This is a genomic window from Moritella viscosa, assembly GCF_900120065.1.
GTDB classification, from domain to species: domain Bacteria; phylum Pseudomonadota; class Gammaproteobacteria; order Enterobacterales; family Moritellaceae; genus Moritella; species Moritella viscosa.
This window is the reverse complement of record NZ_FPLG01000110.1, coordinates 48,950-68,331: the sequence shown is the minus strand read 5'-3', so window position 1 is coordinate 68,331 and position 19,382 is coordinate 48,950. Positions and strand designations below refer to the sequence as shown.

Genomic DNA, 19,382 nt, shown 5'->3' with positions numbered 1-19,382 from the left:
CGAAACTGTCCCTCTCCTCTCATTCAAATAATTAATCTGAAATTAGAGCCTTAAATACGGTTCATTCAATACTGCCGTATTTACAGTCTTGCGGGTTCTAAATACAGCGGATATTGAGTATCAAACTCGCCACGAGGATCATCATGATAACTGGCAATAAAATGCTTGCTTTGCAGTCTCTTAGAACGATACCGCTCAAGAATTTGCTGACGTCTATCGAGTGCAGGTAAACCGCAGACTAATGCCTGATAATTTTGAGCTAAACAGGCATTGTAAATATGCTGTAATAACACTGAAAAAAGCTGTTCATCATCATTAACAACGAGCAAACTGTGTAATGAAACATAACTCAATTTACCCCCAGCTTTGGGTAACAACATGCCGCCAAATAACGTGGAATAAAGGTTATTAAATAAACGCGCCACAGACATTAATTTACTATAAGCAACAAAACGGGTCTGTTTAAAGCTGCTCTGATCCCAAATACCTGCCATCGCCACTAACTTATTATCTTCAAACATCAAATAATAGTTACTGATCACCAATCCTCGATAATATTCATCACCGTGTAATAATTTAATAAAATTATAATGAGGATAAAACTGCTTTGTCTTAGCTTGTTGCTCAAAAAACGTTTGCATCAGTTCAATGTCATTATGATGCGCGTTACGAATATGAAACTTATGCCCTGTACTTGGGCGAGATTTTGTTAAATACAGCATATGTGTTGTCATCTCACCAAAGTCATAATATGTAGGGGTAATACTTCGCCCACTTCCCATCGAATTTAATGATGCTTCGTTATCGCTCAAAATTACCGTTTGCATCCAATCTTTGCCCATCACTTTACGATAGCATTTAAGAAGATTGAATAAAGTACGCCCACTTTTAAAATCAGGATGAATACGTAAATCATTACCATAGCGTACATTCTGACGCTCACCATTCACATAAACATCACGGTGACCAATACTAAAAATAGCCGCAACACGCTCGCTTTCACGCTCCACTGCGACCCATACATCCGGTGTTTGAGTCACTATTTTGGTGGCCATAAAAAAATCAGGCGTACGTTCAAAATTTATTGTAATTGCGCCAGATTGTGGCGTAGCTGCGATTAAATCAATCAATTCATCTGAATCACTTGCTTGTGCAGCCCTTGTATAAAATCGACTTGCCATTTACCTTACCTCTACAGCTTATGAAGTTTCATGCACTACGATTGCGCCACACGACAACATGGTTACGCCGCAATTGCCTCTAAAAATACATCTGGCATTTCAATATCCCAAAGCATTAAAGGCTCTATTTTGATATTGCCAACAACCATACCACGCGCTTCACAGCGTGAGTAATAAAGCTCACGGGCATTCTGGCTACAACATATTTTCAAAGTATCCAACTGACCAAGATCTCTGGCCAATTGGTAGTGAAAGCAAGTGTTTAACTCGGTTTCTACATTCGCTGCAACCTGCTTAATTTCCAGTTCAGAAATATCGGCATTCGGTTCACAAAGTAACAGGTAAAATGGTTTATTATTTGACGTATTAGCCGGGATAGCAAAAACAGTTATCGCGGTTAAGTCTTGGTTTTGCTCTGCCATTTTCATCACACCTAGCGCGATCTCAGGGCTCATCTTTTCACCGACAAGATCAATACCATCTAAGCGGCCTAAAAATTCAAAACAAGGGCAATCTTGCAGAAAACCACTCACACGTAATTTGTCCTTCATCGCATAGCGCAGCAAGCCACTGCCAGTCGTTAATATAGGACGCACCAGTTGATCTTGTTTTAGTTTCCAAGCAGGTAGTACTTCTTCCGTTTCAAGATCAATAAATTCGTAAAAATGACTACATATAGCTAATGGATACTGATTTTGGAAAGGAATAGTCACCACACCTTCTGTTGCCCATAAACCTTTTCCTTGAAAGTCAGCTTGCGGCAGTAAACACTGTAGTTTATTTGCCCACGTAGCAGATGACGATGTATCCCATGCACTAACCAGCGAGAGTTTAGGCCAAATAAGTTGTAATAACTCAGCTGAAATCCCCCCTTTCCATTGTAATAAAATCTTAGCAACTCGGTGTGATTTAGGACATCTTAAACCCAGTAATGCTGGTTTTCGTCCCCCCCACTTTCCTGTTGCAAGCACAGAAACAAGCTCCAATTTATGTTTAATAATATTATCAAACAATGTCAGTGCAAAAGTCGGACTCCACACCGACAAAAACGAGAGTGACTTATCTGCAAGCAAATAGCACAAGGTGGCAAACTGAGAATCGTCCGATGAGTCTGCTAAGGAAACACCTTCTGGCACTGCACTTGTCAATCCCATAAAGATTCGCTTCCACCAAGGTAATAACTTCAAATCATCATTAACTGCACCAGACATGGTACGTCGTAATCCGGTTGGAACCCAAGATAATGACCAGTAATGAGTACCCTTTAACATCCCTGGATTATGTTTATACATATCCATCATCCAAGGCGAAATAGCCGCATCAAGTTCATTCAAAAATGACTGAGTATAAGGTATCCATTTAATTTTTGATGTTGATCCACTTGTTGGTTGAAAACGTTCATTTGTTTCCATACTCAATTCATAACGGCTGCCCGCTCTCGCTTTGTCTATTTGCGGAGCCCAATCATCATACTCAGTAATGGGGACCTTACGAATAAACTCTTCATAAAACAGCGAACTTGATAAATTATATTTTTTACCCGATACACTGGGGGCAATCACTTTAAGTAATGACTTTAATTTTTCACGCTGTACCACTTGTGGGTATGCTAACGCTTTACAAAATTGCTTGTAACCACGGGTACTCACGCTCTGCGCCGCTTTATGGGTAAATTTATGTGCCATTTTACGGGTGATGCCATTTAATAACGTCATAACATGCTCCCTATTTAACTAAACGTCGAGTTAAACTAATCAGGCCTAAATCCCAATTGATATTATTCTTTTGTAATCTTTTACGTAATGCTTTTTGCGCAAAGAATGTAAACATTGATACATTAATTTCCCCAACACAAGGTAACTCTTTACCCTCTCGCCACTTGGGATTTCGATCTTCAAAGAATCCTATTTTAGGTATACCTAGCTTCATTTCAGCGGTTATCTCTGCAACTTCACCGCGTAGCTTTTGATAATCGCCACCAAAGTCTAGAATTTGCTGCTGTTCATCGTAATAACTCGGGTAAAGGTGCTGGCAGTATTGCTCTACAACTGATGATAATTCATCAAACTGACCTTGATGGTGTGGATAATGTTTAGGGAAGTTATTAGCTAATAATAAATAGGTCTTATAGCCTTTAGAGATGAGCAACCAGAACAGAGGTGTTAATGGATCTCTTAACTTTTCTTTTAATAAGACTTTAACAAAACAGATCATCGCCTTACTCGACCCCCAGTATTTGCGTTCGATGATCGTATCACCACTAAAAATACCTTTAACTTCTTTCCCTTTGAGTTTGAAACGTAATGTTTTAAGTGTACTAAAACCAACAATACGCTTTGATTTATTTTCTCGAATTAATATCAAGCCATCTTTTTCAGATAAGTCATCAAGAAATGTTGAAAAGTCAGCATTATGATAATACTGAATAAACAGATTATGCATATCCTTAACTTGCTGTATAGAGAGACGATCTAACGTGACGTAATTTGCAAATATTTTCTTTTTTGTAGTGTCCATTTGTGATCCAATCCTTGGCAAATGTGTGAGAATAAAGCGTACTCTCATCCAGTCTCAAGCCATCCTTAGCTTGCAGCGTTTCAGAAAATCAGTTGATCGGGTTAATCTGAAAGTAAAATTAATGTATCACTAAAATATAACAGCTTGAAGTAAGTAAAACTGCCATAAATCAACAAGTAAATGTAAAAAAAATGGGTGATAACGTTAAAATAAGGAGTAAAATAAACATTAAGTTTCAAACGAACAAATTATATAAAAACAATATTTCAACTTAGACGATTTTTAAATTGTAGTTCCGACCATTATATCTGTGGAAGAGTGACCGATATCACAGGAAAATATTGATATGGATAGAATAAACGATCTAACTTTTAAACCATTAGTATGAGTATCTACTCGTGCTTTTAATTCTGGTATTAAAACAACTTAAGCCGTTGTAATGACAGAGCATATCCAACGACTATTAATTATTTAAGCGATGCCATAGGAATATACCGAGGAACAATTTTAATCACTAAGACTAGACGTTCATTTGTTCATCATTCTCAGATTGGCAATTCCAACAAACATCGAATGAGGCATCATTTTCTTCTGAGCATTCACGGCATTGCCATTCTGGATCATTGGCTTTACTTTGCAGGTTAACGACAATATGTTGTGCTATATCAAATTCTGTGTCATGAATCACCCAAAGTTCTACCCACGCATCAATTGCCGATATTTCACCAATTGCACCAGATGAGTATTCATTTTTAAGTACAACGTCAATACCATTCGCTTCGACAATATTTTTAACATTGTTAACAAGAAAACCATTTTCGTGGGTATAAATTAATTTCATTACAGACTCCGTTACTTAAGGTTTAGCCCTTATCTCGAGGGGCTCCTTCAACACATTTTTTACAGTTAAGTTCAAAGCCTAGCATTGATTTTCGCCCCTCCGGTGTAACCACCCAAGGTCGACAAAACCAAGGTGGATTGTGACGAACATGCTGGAAATGATCGCAGACCAGCTCGGCAACCCAATCATCTTCTTCATCTTTGTGATAACCAACTATTGGTTGTTTCATTTCCCTCTCCAAATCTGACACGACCAATACCACATTAACAATCTATAACGATACGGACCTTACTTATAAAGTAAGCATACTAAAAAAAAGAATTAAAACCTATTTAAGGTTTGCATTAATCCGTCCCGATTCTACGCGGAATTACACGCTTGCGGCGTAGAGTGATTGAGTAATAGCTACATTATCAGTACAATAATATTCTACCTTCGAAAATGTTAAGTAATTACACATAACAGCGCATTAACGCTAATTTTCATGAGAAAATACCGCGTAATCGTATAAATCCCCTAGGTTAGGAATACATAATGCTCGTTGAAACTTTATTGCCTTTCATGGCGATTATTGCTGTGGCTACCTACGTACAGAGTATCGCAGGTTTTGCCTTAGGTATGATCGTAATGGGGACAGTTACAACTTTTAACCTAGTACCTATCGCTTTTACATCCGTTGTAATTAGTAGCGTTACACTGATGAATAGTATATTCATACTTAAAGGCTGTTTCGGGCAATTAAATAAGCGAATAGTCATCATAACTGTAACTGGCATGCTACCGGGCATGTTTATAGGCTTAACATTACTGGAATACCTCAGCAGCTCTTTTAATGAGATATTACAAACTATACTGGGCGTTGCAATTATCGGTGCAGGGATCAGTATGATCTTAAAGTCACCACATAAAGACCGTAAGCATTCTAAAGAACCCGAGTTTTTCTGTGCAGGTACTGCATCGGGTATCTTAAATGGGATGTTTAGTATGGGGGGGCCACCACTCGTCTATATTTTCTATCGTCAGCCTTTTCCCCTTAACCTCATTCGTTTATACCTGCTAAGTATATTTTTTGTTAGCTCAATTAGCCGTCTCACTATGGTTGGAATACGCGGTGAATTAACATCGGACATGCTACTCTTTTCCGCTGTATGTATTCCTATCGTACTTGGCGTTAGTTGGTTTGCCAAACATTACCCACCACCGATCAGTTTAGACACTATGCGTAAAATAGCTTTTTGTATGTTAATGGTTATCGGCTCTAGTTTATTATTTAGATAGCGAGATATGATTTAGATACACAGATAAAAATGACAAGTTAACTCTTGACTTATTACAACGTCCTGAAGAGTGTCTTCATATTATATTAACTAGAATATATAGAACTAAAATTGTCTTGTAAAATGCATGCAATTTCATTACTCGGGACAGGCTTGTAGAACAGGTAGCCTTGGCCATATTCGCAGCCTTCTAGATAAAGTTCCTCGTGATTTTCAGTGGTTTCAACCCCTTCAGCCACCACCTGCATACCGAGTCCATGGGCTAGGTTGATAATGGTTCGAATAAAACTAATATCCTTAGGTAAATGACTTAGTTCTTGAATAAAGACTTTATCAATTTTTAGTTTCTGAAATGGCATCTTTTTGAGGAGACAGAGCGAAGAATAACCAGTCCCAAAATCATCCAGTGCCAGCTCGACTCCCAAACGACGTAACTTTTGTAGAATGTCAGGTGAGCTCTCAATATCTTGCATAGTTGTATCTTCAGTAACTTCGATAACTAACTGGTCTGCTGGTAAGCCTGTAACGGATAGCGTACGACTGACTATAGCCACAAGATCATACCGCGTATACATAGCTGGAGAAATATTAACAGAAACTTGAATCAATGGTAGACCAGCTTCCCTCCATACCATATTTTGTGAACATGCTTTTCGTAATACCCACTCATTTAGCTTCTCTGCTAAGCCAGATTCTTCTGCGATAGAAACGATCTCAAGCGGTGGGATGTGACCATATTGCTCATGACGCCATCTCAATAAAGCTTCAACCAACATTATTTTTTTCGTCTTGAGGCAAACGATAGGTTGGTAAACCAACTGGACCTGATCGTAGCGTAATGCTGCCTGTAAACTTTCTGCTAATATGCTATAACGTAAAACACTATCATTCATTTGTTGCTCAAACAATCGATAGCACACATCCGCATCTTTTTTGGAAAAGTACATAGCCGTATCAGCATTATTTAATAGCTTATCAGGATACTCAGCATCATCAGGAAAAACACTAATTCCTATACTTACATTTGGATATATCCTGTAACCGTGCACATTTATCTCACAATTAATCTGTTTATGAATATGCTGTGCTAACTGGACACATTCATCTGAATTTGTGATGTGTTTCTGAATGATGCCAAATTCATCCCCTCCCAAACGCGCGACAACATCTGACGAACAAACACTCTGCGCTAAACGTGATGCGACCTCCTGAAGCAGCGCATCTCCAACTGCATGTCCGAGTCGATCATTTACCTCCTTGAATCCATTCATATCGATCATATGGACAGCCGCACGGGAATTATTACGCTGAGAATTTGTAATAGTTTTTTCCAAAGCATATTGAAAGAAGTGGCGATTTGCTAAGCCAGTCAAGCTGTCATGTAATGCTTGTTTACGATTAACAGCGCTCTCACGAATGACTAGAAAAATTAAAATACTGCCACTAAGCAATAGACCGAACAAAAAAATGTTAGCGTCATTCTGAAGACTGTAAACATGTTTCAGGCCAGCCCAAGCTCTATCCCCAGAGAAACTCCTTATGTTAAACTCCCTCACCTGCGTTTGTAAGGGCTTAAGCTCCTGCGCTATTCTTATCGCATTTTGCTCACCCATTTTGAGATTCAGCACCTCTGATTCAATTTCAACCAAGCGCTGTTTGATATTCCGCAATAACTCAATTGCGCCAGGCTGGCTGCGAAATTCGCGGGTTTCCTCTCCTACCGATAACACCCCAATCCGACTCCAAAGCAGTTCAAAACGTAGCTGTAAATCTTCTGCTCCCATATCATTTAGGGCTGTCCTCCTTAATGCTTGAATGAATTTGAGCATTTCTAGCTCCAATTCAGAAGCCGTCCAGCCGACTGTTTTCATCGAGTGAGTCAGAATATCCGTAACTTGGGTATTACGTTGAGTGCTAATAACTGAGCTGACAGCAAACATAAGTACGACAAAAGTGAGAATGAAAATTTTGACTCTTTTCATCAATACACTTCCAAGCTAGTAAGCTGCCAAACCATCTCCTCATAGCGCTTAATAGTATCTAGCTCTGAATAATCAGACAAAGGGTAGATAATCCAGATAGGCCCCTTATCACGCACTCGCATGAAAACCCCATCAGTTTTTATTGCTAGAAGTATTGGGTAGTCCCTGAGTGCAGCCAGATCAATTTCAGCATGGTAATCGTTCAAAGCTTTCGCTACTAGCTTATGCCCTGAAGCCCCCACTTTTTCTAGTAAGTCATTGAGCAACACCCCTTCATAAACATGTAGCCCTTTAGTCCAAGGTGTGTGGGTAGTAATTTTGGTTTGGGGAAGTTGTTCCAACATTTGACGATCAAACAGGGCCTCACGATTAGCATTTGTATTACTAATATTTCCCCTAACAGTAAGGATGACGGCACCTTCTGGCTTAGATAAATCAGCGGCCATGCTCCCTAAAGGTAATCCTAGTAGTCCGGTTAACAAAAATACCGTCACAATTTTTATCTGCATGCTGTTGATTCCTGGTTACTTCAATTTCAAATAAAAGTTAGAAAAATCATACCAATAACATAGCGAAATACACTTTTATGTACGCAATAATAGAGTTAACATCCATTTATCGCTTATATTAAGAGTGTTCCGCTAGTGTATGAAAAACAGGCAACATCTTTTCATACAAGAAAAAGTAAGGCAAATCTAAAACACTAAATTGTGAATAAGGGCAAGTTTGAGTTAGCCGTGGAGCGCTCGGTTCCAAGCCAGCGCGACTTGACGCAGAAAGAGTGTAATTCATTCGTTATAATATTTTTTATCGGCCTGTAAATGTACCATAAATGCATACATACACATTCCACAAATACCGCCCACAATCCCACCAATAGCAGAACGAACTGCGAACTCAATAATAACCGTCGAGCCATGAACAATATTTGCCAATAAGACAAAAAAAACAATGCTTATAGAATACACAAGCACACCTATGATCAACTTACCCTGATATTGTTCTTGGCGATTTTTAATGACTGCAAACACGTACCACACAAACAAAGCCGCTAGGCCCAATATCCCCCCGCCGTATTGGTTCAACTTGTACATGGGCAACGAAAGTATTTCTCTATTCCAGAACTCACTATTCACAACGAACAAACCATCAAAATGACTTGTCGCATCCCACAATACATGACTGTATGCACCGATCAATACCCCAAGCACGACTAAAAAATACGAAGACTTTCCAAATGACCATTCCCTTCGCGGTAACCGAAATAGCTCAAGAGTCGGCCCCTCAATCCATCGATACCAAACAAGTAACATCAAAAGTGACGGAAGAAGACAATAAATAAGCACCCCACTCTCCGAATGGCCTGGAGCTTCTGTTGGACTAAGTGCTAAAAGATATGGGAAGTCGGGAGACATACTTCCTACAACCATCGCAGCAAGCGGAATCCTTCCCCGCGCAATGACTGATACAGGTAGCGCAACTACAGCGTGTGATAATGTGTATGGCATCGTTTTATTCACCTAACAGCTTGTTATACGGAATTACGTATAACGTGAACTCCAGTTTAATTTTCATAAACAGTACCAAATACACGATTAATTACAAATAGATAATGATAAATAGCGGTTCTAAACCAAAAACAAAACGAGTAACAACGGAGGCTAAGTTGATTAATGCACAGTCTATTTGACCGTAACCGTTATTTTCGTCGACATTAACGGTTTATCATGAGGGACATGAGCATAATTCCCAAGCAGTAACTGTAAAGTATGTTTACCTGGTTTTAGTGTTAGCTGTGTTTCCGTTTGACCCCCACCAAAATGCCGTACTTTATCTGTTGCTTGTAACGGTTTAGTCAAATTTGGCAGCACCTTAGTATCAATAAGCAAGTGGTGATGAGCCGTTTTTACTCGATCTATTCCCGCTGGCGCAATACCCATTCCACGTAAACCAAACCTAACCCTAAATGTCTGTGAAACTATATCCCCATCTGCTGGACTAATAATGTATACATCGACACCTGGCGGCGCTAAATTACCCGATTCTTGCTTCAATGCAAACGCATTAAATCCGACAAGGAGTAATGTAATAAACAATAATTTTTGTAACATACTTAGCACCTCATTAATGAATATTTTCACCACATTCCATTAATTGTAGACTACACCCCAAATTATAAATAATAATCTCAAACTGCAGATAATAAAAAACCGCGAGTAAGCTACCATTCCAAGTAACCTAACCAGCGGTTTTTATTCTAAGCCTTTATTAACTTATTTAAGCATTTATAACCCAAATATTACTTCGCGTTTTGCTCAGCTTTTTTCTTTGCTTTTTCTACGCGACGTTCATCAATGATGTGTTTAATTTCACCACCGATGTGTGACTCACCACGCTTTTCAGCAAGTTCCATTTGACGTTCACGCTCAGCAAAACGGCTACGCTGTTCATCTGTCACTTGATCATGACAACGGTGACAGCTAAGACCTTTCACGTAATGCTCACTTTGCAGTTCATCTTGTGTTAACGGGTAACGACAAGCGAAGCATTGATCACATTCGCCTTGTTCTAAATCGTGATTTACAGAAACACGACCATCGAATACAAAGCACTCACCTTCCCACATCGTTTCTTCTTTTGGCACTTCTTCAAGATACTTAAGAATACCACCCTCTAAGTGGTAAACGTCATCAAAACCTTGCTCTTTTAAATAAGCAGTCGATTTCTCACAACGAATACCACCAGTACAATACATCGCTACTTTCTTGTGCTTTTCTTTGTCTAAGTTGTTTTTCACATACTCAGGAAATTCACGGAAAGTCGCTGTGTTCGGGTTTACAGCATTTTGGAATGTACCGATCTCAATTTCATAATCGTTACGCGTATCAATCAGAATCACTTCAGGATCAGAAATAAGTGCATTCCAATCTTTCGGTTTAACATACGTACCAACAACTTGGTTAGGATCAATACCTTCAACGCCCATAGTTACGATCTCTTTTTTCAATTTAACCTTAGTACGTAAGAACGGATTCTCATCGTTATAAGATTCTTTGAAAGAGATTTCGCCCAAACTTGGGTCTTGAGATAAAAAGCTTAATACAGCATCAATACCTGCTTGTGGCCCAGCAATTGTACCGTTAATACCCTCGGCCGCTAATAACAGCGTACCGCGAACATCTTGGCTTTCCATTTTTGCTAATAAAGGCGCGCGTAACGCTTCGAAATTCTCTAAACGTACAAATTTGTATAATGCACAAACTGTAATTTGAGCGGTATTTTTTGTAGTAATTGGTACTGACATTTGGTTATTCCCCATTGAGCTAACTGGAACGTAAATCCAGAGCTGTAGATTAAGGCGGCGATATTAACAGAAATACCCTATATCGACCAGAAAAATTGATCTAGCTCAACAAACATCCCTTATTGAAACGCTTAACCCTACACCTTGGAGGTAGTTTTTTGTTAGGTTAATCAATATCTGGCACAGTTATTGATTGATTTATTGTAAGACTCGCTCATTCAAGGATGGCTATTATGATGACAAACCCACAACTAACCGCATTTATTGAACGTAATAAGCTAGAGACTGCTTATTTAACCGATGCAGCAAAATGGTACACAGGGCTCATATCTGCAATCAGAGCGCACCAGTATCGTGCAATAAACAGTATGATAACAAATGTTGATCGTTCAAATGACAAACAAGCATCTGTTTTAATTGGTATTAATGGCTGCCAAGGCTCGGGTAAATCAACACTCGCCGATTATCTCGCGACCTATTTAACCAGTGCCTATAAAATGAATGTAGCCGTTATCTCTATGGATGATTTTTATTATAGCCACCAGCAACGTAAAAACCTATCAGAGCATGAACATCACTTATTACAAACTCGGGGGGTGCCAGGAACACATAATTTATCACTCGCGCACAGTACCTTAGATAAGCTGCAATCCGCTAACAATAAATCAACGCCAGTTGCCCTGCCTCGGTTTAATAAAACTACCGATAACCCGTACCCAGAATCAGAATGGCCAGTAATTCATGGCGCTGTCGACGTCATTATTCTTGAAGGTTGGTGCTTAGGCGTACAGGCACAAACAGATGAGGCACTATTAGACCCCGTCAACCAGCTCGAAGCATCAAAAGACAAATACGGTGTTTGGCGTCGTTATGTGAACAATCAGATCAAACATCACTACACAGCGCTTTATGAACGACTTGATATGTTAGTCATGCTTAAAGCTCCGAGTTTCAATACCGTTTACCAATGGCGACTTGAGCAAGAATTAAAATTAAAGCAGCAAGCGCTGACGCTCAATTCCCCGCTTGATCGAGTCATGAACGAATCTGATATTAAACGGTTTACAGCGTATTTCGAACGGCTCACCAAACATGGATTAACGACATTACCCGCATCATGCAATTGGGTGTTTGAAATGGACAGTAACCACAACATAGTGCACTCATACCGTCCTCAATCAATGCAGCTTGATCATTACCCTGCTATTTTTACAGATCTTGATGGTACTTTGCTCGATCATGACAGCTACAGTTTTACTCCCGCATTAAGTACGCTCGCCAAATTAAAGCGCGCTGCAATCCCCGTTATTCCAAATACCAGTAAAACCTATGCCGAATTACTCGCACTAAGAAAACAGTTAGATTTAAATGGGCCCTTTATTATTGAAAATGGTGCAGCCATTTACATCCCTGTTAACTACTTTAGCCACCAGCCTATCGGTACAATACAACAAGATGGTTACTGGGTTAAATCGCTAGTACATTCACGTGACCATTGGTTATCACTGCTGCCGACAGTGCCTGTAGAATTAACCACATTGTTTACCAGTATGAATACTATGACACTTAACGACATTGTTGATGCGACAGGATTAGATGAGGCAAGTGCAGCACTTGCAAGTCAAAGACAATATGGCGAACCCATACTCTGGAAAGGTAATGCAGCTCAGAAACAAATATTCATCCAACACTTTAAAAAACAAGGTGCTACGATTTTAGAAGGCGGACGTTTCCTACATATTTGTGGTGATTGTAATAAAGGTAAAGCAATGAACTGGTTAATGAATCAATTTAAATTATTTAATCCACAGCAAACGCCTTACTCCATTGCACTCGGTGACGGTAACAATGATATTGCCATGTTAGAAGCTGCGCAATATGCCGCAATCATTTTATCTCCAGTGCATATTCCACCTAAATTAAAACGTAGACAACACTTAATCACAAGTAAAAGTACAGGGCCAACAGGCTGGGCTGAAGTACTAGCTACATTATTACCCAAACTATTACCCAAGGTATTACCTGAGCTTGAACTAATAACGGTTTAAATTTTAAAACATTAATTCAATACTTCGATTCAAATACTAAGGAAGGTTTATCATGGCTGATTTTTATCAAAATGGTGTAATTACAACACTACATAACCTAAACCAACGTTCATTAGAAGCAATGGAAGCAGAACTCACTGAATTTTCAAAACTGCGTCCTATGTCCTTAATTCTCCCATCGCTATTCTCTGAGTTAGAAGGTGAAGCACTGCCTAATATTATTAATCATTTACAAGATGTCCCGTATTTAAACGAAATTGTGATCGGCTTAGACCGCGCTAATGAAGAACAATATAAACACGCGTTAAAATTCTTCGGCGCATTGCCACAGCATCACCGTATTTTGTGGAATGATGGCCCTCGCCTGCAAGCGCTTGATGCTGAACTTGCTGAACTTGGCTTAGCGCCCAAAGAATTAGGCAAAGGCCGTAATGTCTGGTACTGCATGGGTTACACACTTGCATCAGGGAAATCAGAATCAGTGGCGTTACATGATTGCGACATTCTAACCTACGACAGATCACTGCTCGCACGCTTGATTTATCCCGTTGCGAACCCGCAATTTAACTATGAATTTTGTAAAGGTTTTTACGCTCGCGTTGCAGACGGTAAAATTAATGGGCGTGTTTCTAGATTACTCATTACGCCATTATTACGCTCACTTAAACGCGTTGTCGGCCATAACGATTACCTTGAATACATGGATAGTTTCCGTTATCCGCTCGCAGGTGAGTTTTCATTCCGTAAAGATGTACTTAACGATATTCGTATCCCAAGTGACTGGGGATTAGAGATCGGAGTATTGTCAGAAATGCACCGTAATTATTCCCATAATCGATTATGCCAAGCTGATATTGCTGATGTATACGATCACAAACATCAAGATCTATCATTGGATAATGAAAATGGCGGTTTATCAAAAATGTCGATTGATATTACCAAGGCATTCTTCCGTAAGTTGGCGACTCAAGGTCATACCTTCACCAATGAAAATTTCCGCACTATCAAAGCAACCTATTACCGTATAGCCTTAGATTTTGTTGAAACTTACTATAATGATGCAGTCATGAATGGCCTGACTCTCGACATTCACTCAGAAGAAGAAGCGGTTGAAATGTTTGCGCAGAACATCATGATCGCAGGGCAGAACTTCCTCGATAACCCAATGGAAAAACCGTTTATGCCTAGCTGGAACCGCGTAATATCGGCAATGCCTGACGTATTAGAACGCCTCAAGGAAGCTGTTGAACTAGATAGAGCTGAGTTCATTGCTCAACTATAAGAGTCGCAAAATTAAAAAATGGATGGTGACGATGTTAAATCCAAATATTGAATTACTACAGCGAGTAGAACAACAGATCAGTACAATTTATGCGGATATTAATTTATCCGTATCAATCGAAGTGCTGGCTGCAGAATTGATCAGCACAATGCGGCTAACCGATCACTTTCATACGCCGACACCACAAATAAATCATTGGTCTGAAAAAGATACTATATTGATAACCTACGGTGACAGTATCCTCAATCAGGATGAAAAACCCCTGCAGACATTGCATCATTTTTTACAACATTACTGTGCAGATACAATTAACAGTGTGCATATTCTGCCATTTTTTCCGTATAGCAGTGACGATGGTTTTTCGGTTATTGACTACGCCAGTGTAAACGATGCATTAGGTGATTGGGATGATATAAAACAGATAGCACAGAGTCATCATCTTATGTCTGACTTAGTCATCAATCACTGCTCTAGCCGCAGTAAATGGTTTGACAACTTCATTCGTGGCGAAGGTACTGGTTATGATTATTTTTATACCGACTCAACTTATTCACTTTCAAACGCGACAGTCTCAACTAATGGCGATAGCAGTACCGACCGTCACGATATAGAAGCCGTCGTGAGACCACGTACATCTCCTTTATTCAGAAGCACACAAACCGCCTCTGGCGAACAGCAAGTGTGGTGCACCTTTAGTCATGACCAAGTCGATCTCGATTTTACTAATCCCAAGGTACTCATCAATTTCGTGTCCATTATCCGTCAATATTTAGATAATGGCGTGAAGATATTCCGCCTCGATGCGATCGCCTTCTTGTGGAAGAAAGCAGGCACGCCTTGCATTAACTTACCCGAAACTCACGAAATTGTACGTTTACTCCGAACCTTAATCGAACATGCACGTTCAGACGCCGTTATAATTACTGAAACCAATATTCCCAACAAAGAAAACCTTACCTATTTTGGTAATGGCAACGAAGCACATTGTATTTACAATTTCGCCCTACCACCCTTATTGGTAAATACCTTGATCACCGGTAATTGCCAATACTTAAAACAATGGATGATGAGCATGCCACCAGCCCAAAATGGCACGGCTTATTTTAACTTTATCGCATCGCACGATGGTATCGGCTTACGACCAACAGAAGGTTTATTGTCAGATCAAGAGATAAATCAGTTAGTCACTACGATGCAAGAATTTGGTGGTAAAATATCTTGGCGAACAGTGACGGCAGATACTAAAAACACCTCGAATTCGGAAGAAAAAAAAGTGCGTAAGCCTTATGAGTTAAATATCACCTTATACGATGCATTAAAAGGAACAACAGCAGGTAAAGACGAATGGGGGCATGCACGTTTTATCTGTGCTCATACGATCATGCTCGCACTAGAAGGTATCCCTGGGATCTACATTCATAGTTTACTCGGCACGAGTAATGATTATAAAAAGCTCGACCACACGAGTCATAATCGTTCTATCAATCGACATCGCTGGGCACTTAATTCACTAACAAAGCAACTTGATAACCCCGAAAGCCAACATGCTCGTTCATTACATGATATTAATCATCTGATCACATTAAGAACTGCGCAACCCGCATTTCACCCAAATGCCACTCAATTCACCTTACAGTTAGGCGAACAACTCTTTGGATTTTGGCGACAAAGCATAGACCGTAGCCAAAGCATATTTTGCATCAGTAATATTTCAGATACGCAACTTACATTACCGCTAGCCAATGTGAACTTAATCAGTAGCGATTTTTGGTATGATTTAATTACCGGGGATACTATCGAGGATATTAGCCAAATATTAACACTCAAACCCTACCAGACATTATGGTTGAGTAACCGATAAAATGAACATAATTTAACGCTAGGGTTACCCTACAGTAGCCCTATTATTGATAACATTTAATTTAAATAGCTAAAGAATAATGAGTCTTTTATAAGTCATTATCACCTAATCTAAAGCATAATAATAACAAAACAGTTAACCTCACAACTTTTAACGTCAAATTAACCACTCTCACAAATACATCCATTTACACCTTCAAATGTAACCTTCGATTGAAACCAAACTATTTTTAAGTATTTATACTAGTTAAAAAACGTTTCGATTGATGAATTTTCAAACAAATAAAAACTTTATTTGAACATTTTAACTTTCGAATAGTGATAATTGTATCTATGTCACATTTCGTTTATATAATCTCCCCTATTATCTCGTCACAATTTTAGTTGCAAGAAGGTTAACAATGAAAAGATTGATTGCTCATCGTGGAATGTCATCGCTGGCACCAGAAAATACATTAGCCGCATTTTCTTTATGCAAAGAGAATAATATTCAATGGTTCGAATGTGACGTTGATATTTTAAAAGACGGTACGATTATTGTTTCACATGACGATACTTTAGATCGTTGTACTGACAAGAGTGGTCAATTATGCAAAATCAGTCATGACGATATCGCGAATATCGATGCTGGTAGCTGGTTTGCAGATGAATTCATTGGTGAAAAACTACCGACGCTCCAAGAGTTAATTTCATTAGCAAATGAGCTTGAGCTCAACATGAATATCGAAATTAAATCATGCGCAGCAAGTGCAGAACTTAGCTATACCCTGATTGATAATTTAATTATTGGTTTGAAAGAGCTAAACCCTGAGCGCGAATTAATCGTATCAAGCTTCAACCACCTTGCCCTAACCGAATTTAAACGTCGTAGCCCAGAAACCCAAGTTGCTTGTTTATTTGAAAGCCATACCTTGTGGGACGATTGGAACTCAATTTTAGATTGGTGTAACGCAGATTACATCCATCCAGAAGACAAAGGCTTAACGCAAGAAATGGTTCACAAATTTAAAGCCGCTGGTTTTAAAGTAAACGTGTGGACTGTAAACGATCTTGCGCGCGCTAATCAATTATTCAACTGGGGTGTCGACGGTATTTGTACCGATGTTGCCCATAAATTCCCATCAAAATACAAAGTGTTAGGTAATAAATAATGAGTTTATTAGAAAAAATTGGCTTCGACTCAAAAAGCCGCTTTTACGGTTTCTTATCTGTCGTACTGTCAGGACAGATCATTTATTCTGCTTTCGAAGCATTTAAAGGTACATTTTATAATTTACTACTAGAAGTATTAAACATTGATAATACGCAGATGGGTGTACTATTTACACTAATCGGCTCAGCAATGTTCTTCTACATCCCTGCTGGTTGGGTAAATAACCGCTTCTCTGTACGTTCGATTTTAATGACCAGTATGTTCATACGATTCTTAAGTATGATGGCTATCATCATCTTTCAACCTGAATTTACCTTCTTGATCGTCATTGCCGGACTTTGGGGTCTGATTGATGCGATCTTCTGGCCTGCTGTTGTGAATGGCGTTAACTTAATGTCAGGCGATGACAACAAAGGCATGGCTTTTGGTTTATTAGAGTCAATTCGTCGTGCAACAGAAATGAGCATGAACGCAATTATCGTTGGTATCATGGCATTAGTGAGTGGTTCAATCTTGATTTTCCAAGGTGCTATCGTATTCTATACCTTACTTATCCTACCAATGATATTCTGTGTATGGAAATTTGTACCAGACAATCAATTAGAAGTTAAAGCAGGCGAAAGTAAAAACAAAGCAGCATTACAAGGTTTATTCTATGTATTAAAAATGCCAACAGTATGGTTAGCGGCTCTAACATCTCTAACAGTTTACTGGACTTACATCACGCTTATCTACACAGTACCATACTTACAAGCTGTGTTTGGTTTAACAACTGCAGAAGCCGCTATCTTCGGTATCATTAATACTGGTGCTATGGGTGTTGTTGCCGGTCTTGTTGCTGGCTCAATTGCTGACTTTGTGTTCAAATCATCGATTAAAATGATGCTGTGTGCACTGGGTCTTACTGTTATCTGTTTAGGTATTACAATTTTACTACCAAAATCAGCTGAAATGTTAGTAATGAACATGATTCTACTAATGTGCTTCTCGTTTAGTATCTTCCTAGCAAAAGGCATTATCTTAGCGCCGATTGCTGAAGCAGGTGTTCCGAAAGAATTCAGTGGCGCAGCAATGAGTGTTGGTTCATTCGCTGCATATGCATCAGTATTCTGGGCTTACGCACTAAACGGTTGGATCATCGATACCTATCCTGCAATTGAAGCGTATCAAATGATCTTTGGTATTGGTCTGAGCGTATCAGCATTTGGTATGTTCACGGCGATTTGTTTACTATTACTAAAACGTAAACAAGCAGGTAATATCTCAACTGATGATGCAACACCAGCATAATTTAGGTGAGTTAAGATGACCTAATTAGCGTCATCAAAGTAATCTATAATACAAACAAAATAGCCGCATTAATTGCGGCTATTTTTTATTCTAAATAATGAAACCTATGTATAACGCTCTATTTGTCGCTATGCAGCCATCGCTATATGTACTGACGTTTGAATTAACAGTAATAACAGTACAAACAAAGACAGTGAAAACGCACGTAATCTATGTGGCACATAGTTAGTCCCCACATGTACATAAGCGTGAATATATCTAAACACCACATAAACAACTGACAGTCCAATAGCAAAACTATTCACCGCCCCAACCAACACAGTGATGATGCACAAGCCATAAAACACCAAAGGTGATTCAAACTGGTTATCTAAGTTATTTGATACTTGAACAACATCTTCTGGCCATGCCTTGTTATTTAACGCCGTTTTCTTAAAATCAATTGCTTTTGCTTTTATTGCTTTTGATTTACGTATTATCAATAAAACATACAATGATATAACTAAAAATATATGCGCAAGTAACGGGTATAAAATACCGACTCCATCCATCTCTTTCTTCCTTTATTTTTATAATATAATTAATCTATCAACTAGATATAAAGCAAATGAGGAAAAATAGGAAATGCATGTTTTATGATTTGTGAA

17 protein-coding genes are annotated in these 19,382 nt (G+C 39.0%); 6 read left to right on the top strand and 11 right to left on the bottom strand.

The window, feature by feature from the left end; genetic code table 11:
- Positions 1–80 precede the first annotated feature (80 nt).
- The 5 genes from BT797_RS17405 to BT797_RS17385 form a co-directional block, all read right to left on the bottom strand.
- Complete coding sequence (locus BT797_RS17405) at positions 81–1,181, bottom strand: GNAT family N-acetyltransferase (protein ID WP_075472996.1); 1,101 nt, start codon at positions 1,179–1,181, stop codon at positions 81–83.
- A gap of 62 nt (positions 1,182–1,243) precedes the next feature.
- Complete coding sequence (locus tag BT797_RS17400) at positions 1,244–2,896, bottom strand: GH3 family acyl-acid amido synthetase (protein WP_075472994.1); 1,653 nt, start codon at positions 2,894–2,896, stop codon at positions 1,244–1,246.
- 10 nt (positions 2,897–2,906) lie between these two features.
- Positions 2,907–3,698: a hypothetical protein gene (locus BT797_RS17395; protein ID WP_075472992.1), complete on the bottom strand. Its 792-nt coding sequence runs from the start codon at positions 3,696–3,698 to the stop codon at positions 2,907–2,909.
- 520 nt (positions 3,699–4,218) lie between these two features.
- On the bottom strand, positions 4,219–4,539 hold the full coding sequence (locus BT797_RS17390; protein ID WP_045110790.1) for a putative signal transducing protein: 321 nt from the start codon (positions 4,537–4,539) through the stop codon (positions 4,219–4,221).
- 22 nt (positions 4,540–4,561) lie between these two features.
- The gene (locus BT797_RS17385) at positions 4,562–4,768 is read right to left on the bottom strand and encodes a DUF3565 domain-containing protein (RefSeq protein WP_045110791.1); all 207 of its coding nucleotides are present in this window, start codon (positions 4,766–4,768) and stop codon (positions 4,562–4,564) included.
- A gap of 305 nt (positions 4,769–5,073) precedes the next feature.
- On the opposite strand from BT797_RS17385, the gene BT797_RS17380 reads away from it, so the two are divergent.
- Complete coding sequence (locus tag BT797_RS17380) at positions 5,074–5,817, top strand: sulfite exporter TauE/SafE family protein (protein ID WP_075472991.1); 744 nt, start codon at positions 5,074–5,076, stop codon at positions 5,815–5,817.
- 85 nt (positions 5,818–5,902) lie between these two features.
- On the opposite strand, the gene BT797_RS17375 is transcribed toward BT797_RS17380, so the two are convergent.
- The 5 genes from BT797_RS17375 to trhO form a co-directional block, all read right to left on the bottom strand.
- The gene (locus tag BT797_RS17375; protein WP_045110793.1) at positions 5,903–7,798 is read right to left on the bottom strand and encodes a putative bifunctional diguanylate cyclase/phosphodiesterase; all 1,896 of its coding nucleotides are present in this window, start codon (positions 7,796–7,798) and stop codon (positions 5,903–5,905) included.
- Complete coding sequence (locus BT797_RS17370; RefSeq protein ID WP_045110794.1) at positions 7,798–8,307, bottom strand: putative pterin-binding protein; 510 nt, start codon at positions 8,305–8,307, stop codon at positions 7,798–7,800. The genes BT797_RS17375 and BT797_RS17370 overlap by 1 nt, the downstream gene beginning before the upstream one ends.
- Before the next feature lie 279 nt (positions 8,308–8,586).
- Positions 8,587–9,306, bottom strand: a complete 720-nt coding sequence (locus BT797_RS17365; protein ID WP_045110795.1) for a DUF4184 family protein — start codon at positions 9,304–9,306, stop codon at positions 8,587–8,589.
- A gap of 174 nt (positions 9,307–9,480) precedes the next feature.
- On the bottom strand, positions 9,481–9,909 hold the full coding sequence (locus tag BT797_RS17360; RefSeq protein ID WP_045110796.1) for a DUF4399 domain-containing protein: 429 nt from the start codon (positions 9,907–9,909) through the stop codon (positions 9,481–9,483).
- Between the two features lie 188 nt (positions 9,910–10,097).
- The gene (trhO, locus tag BT797_RS17355) at positions 10,098–11,102 is read right to left on the bottom strand and encodes an oxygen-dependent tRNA uridine(34) hydroxylase TrhO (RefSeq protein ID WP_045110797.1); all 1,005 of its coding nucleotides are present in this window, start codon (positions 11,100–11,102) and stop codon (positions 10,098–10,100) included.
- Between the two features lie 233 nt (positions 11,103–11,335).
- On the opposite strand from trhO, the gene BT797_RS17350 reads away from it, so the two are divergent.
- The 5 genes from BT797_RS17350 to BT797_RS17330 all read left to right on the top strand — a co-directional run bounded on the left by BT797_RS17350 (position 11,336) and on the right by BT797_RS17330 (position 18,735).
- Positions 11,336–13,150 carry an HAD-IIB family hydrolase gene (locus BT797_RS17350; RefSeq protein ID WP_082276084.1) on the top strand — a complete coding sequence of 605 codons (1,815 nt, stop codon included), beginning with the start codon at positions 11,336–11,338 and terminating at the stop codon, positions 13,148–13,150.
- A gap of 52 nt (positions 13,151–13,202) precedes the next feature.
- Positions 13,203–14,432, top strand: coding sequence for a glycosyltransferase family protein (locus BT797_RS17345; protein ID WP_045110799.1), 1,230 nt, complete (start codon positions 13,203–13,205; stop codon positions 14,430–14,432).
- A gap of 31 nt (positions 14,433–14,463) precedes the next feature.
- The gene (locus tag BT797_RS17340; protein ID WP_075472989.1) at positions 14,464–16,293 is read left to right on the top strand and encodes a sugar phosphorylase; all 1,830 of its coding nucleotides are present in this window, start codon (positions 14,464–14,466) and stop codon (positions 16,291–16,293) included.
- Positions 16,294–16,693: 400 nt separating this feature from the next.
- A complete protein-coding gene (locus BT797_RS17335; RefSeq protein WP_045110801.1) occupies positions 16,694–17,443 on the top strand; it encodes a glycerophosphoryl diester phosphodiesterase in 750 nt (249 codons plus the stop codon).
- Positions 17,443–18,735: an MFS transporter gene (locus BT797_RS17330; RefSeq protein WP_045110802.1), complete on the top strand. Its 1,293-nt coding sequence runs from the start codon at positions 17,443–17,445 to the stop codon at positions 18,733–18,735. Before BT797_RS17335 ends, BT797_RS17330 begins: the two co-directional genes overlap by 1 nt.
- 128 nt (positions 18,736–18,863) lie before the next feature.
- Here the strand turns inward: BT797_RS17330 and BT797_RS17325 are convergent, their stop codons facing one another.
- Positions 18,864–19,286 (bottom strand): MAPEG family protein, encoded by a 423-nt coding sequence (locus BT797_RS17325; RefSeq protein WP_045110803.1) that lies wholly within the window; start codon positions 19,284–19,286, stop codon positions 18,864–18,866.
- Positions 19,287–19,382 lie beyond the last annotated feature (96 nt).

Excerpts from the sequence above, each read along its gene's own strand:
- BT797_RS17405 (WP_075472996.1), bottom strand. The coding sequence starts at position 1,181 with ATGGCAAGTCGATTTTATACAAGGGCTGCACAAGCAAGTGATTCAGAT.
- BT797_RS17400 (WP_075472994.1), bottom strand. The coding sequence starts at position 2,896 with ATGACGTTATTAAATGGCATCACCCGTAAAATGGCACATAAATTTACC.
- BT797_RS17395 (WP_075472992.1), bottom strand. The coding sequence starts at position 3,698 with ATGGACACTACAAAAAAGAAAATATTTGCAAATTACGTCACGTTAGAT.
- BT797_RS17390 (WP_045110790.1), bottom strand. The coding sequence starts at position 4,539 with ATGAAATTAATTTATACCCACGAAAATGGTTTTCTTGTTAACAATGTT.
- BT797_RS17385 (WP_045110791.1), bottom strand. The coding sequence starts at position 4,768 with ATGAAACAACCAATAGTTGGTTATCACAAAGATGAAGAAGATGATTGG.
- BT797_RS17380 (WP_075472991.1), top strand. The coding sequence starts at position 5,074 with ATGCTCGTTGAAACTTTATTGCCTTTCATGGCGATTATTGCTGTGGCT.
- BT797_RS17375 (WP_045110793.1), bottom strand. The coding sequence starts at position 7,798 with ATGAAAAGAGTCAAAATTTTCATTCTCACTTTTGTCGTACTTATGTTT.
- BT797_RS17370 (WP_045110794.1), bottom strand. The coding sequence starts at position 8,307 with ATGCAGATAAAAATTGTGACGGTATTTTTGTTAACCGGACTACTAGGA.
- BT797_RS17365 (WP_045110795.1), bottom strand. The coding sequence starts at position 9,306 with ATGCCATACACATTATCACACGCTGTAGTTGCGCTACCTGTATCAGTC.
- BT797_RS17360 (WP_045110796.1), bottom strand. The coding sequence starts at position 9,909 with ATGTTACAAAAATTATTGTTTATTACATTACTCCTTGTCGGATTTAAT.
- trhO (WP_045110797.1), bottom strand. The coding sequence starts at position 11,102 with ATGTCAGTACCAATTACTACAAAAAATACCGCTCAAATTACAGTTTGT.
- BT797_RS17350 (WP_082276084.1), top strand. The coding sequence starts at position 11,336 with ATGATGACAAACCCACAACTAACCGCATTTATTGAACGTAATAAGCTA.
- BT797_RS17345 (WP_045110799.1), top strand. The coding sequence starts at position 13,203 with ATGGCTGATTTTTATCAAAATGGTGTAATTACAACACTACATAACCTA.
- BT797_RS17340 (WP_075472989.1), top strand. The coding sequence starts at position 14,464 with ATGTTAAATCCAAATATTGAATTACTACAGCGAGTAGAACAACAGATC.
- BT797_RS17335 (WP_045110801.1), top strand. The coding sequence starts at position 16,694 with ATGAAAAGATTGATTGCTCATCGTGGAATGTCATCGCTGGCACCAGAA.
- BT797_RS17330 (WP_045110802.1), top strand. The coding sequence starts at position 17,443 with ATGAGTTTATTAGAAAAAATTGGCTTCGACTCAAAAAGCCGCTTTTAC.
- BT797_RS17325 (WP_045110803.1), bottom strand. The coding sequence starts at position 19,286 with ATGGATGGAGTCGGTATTTTATACCCGTTACTTGCGCATATATTTTTA.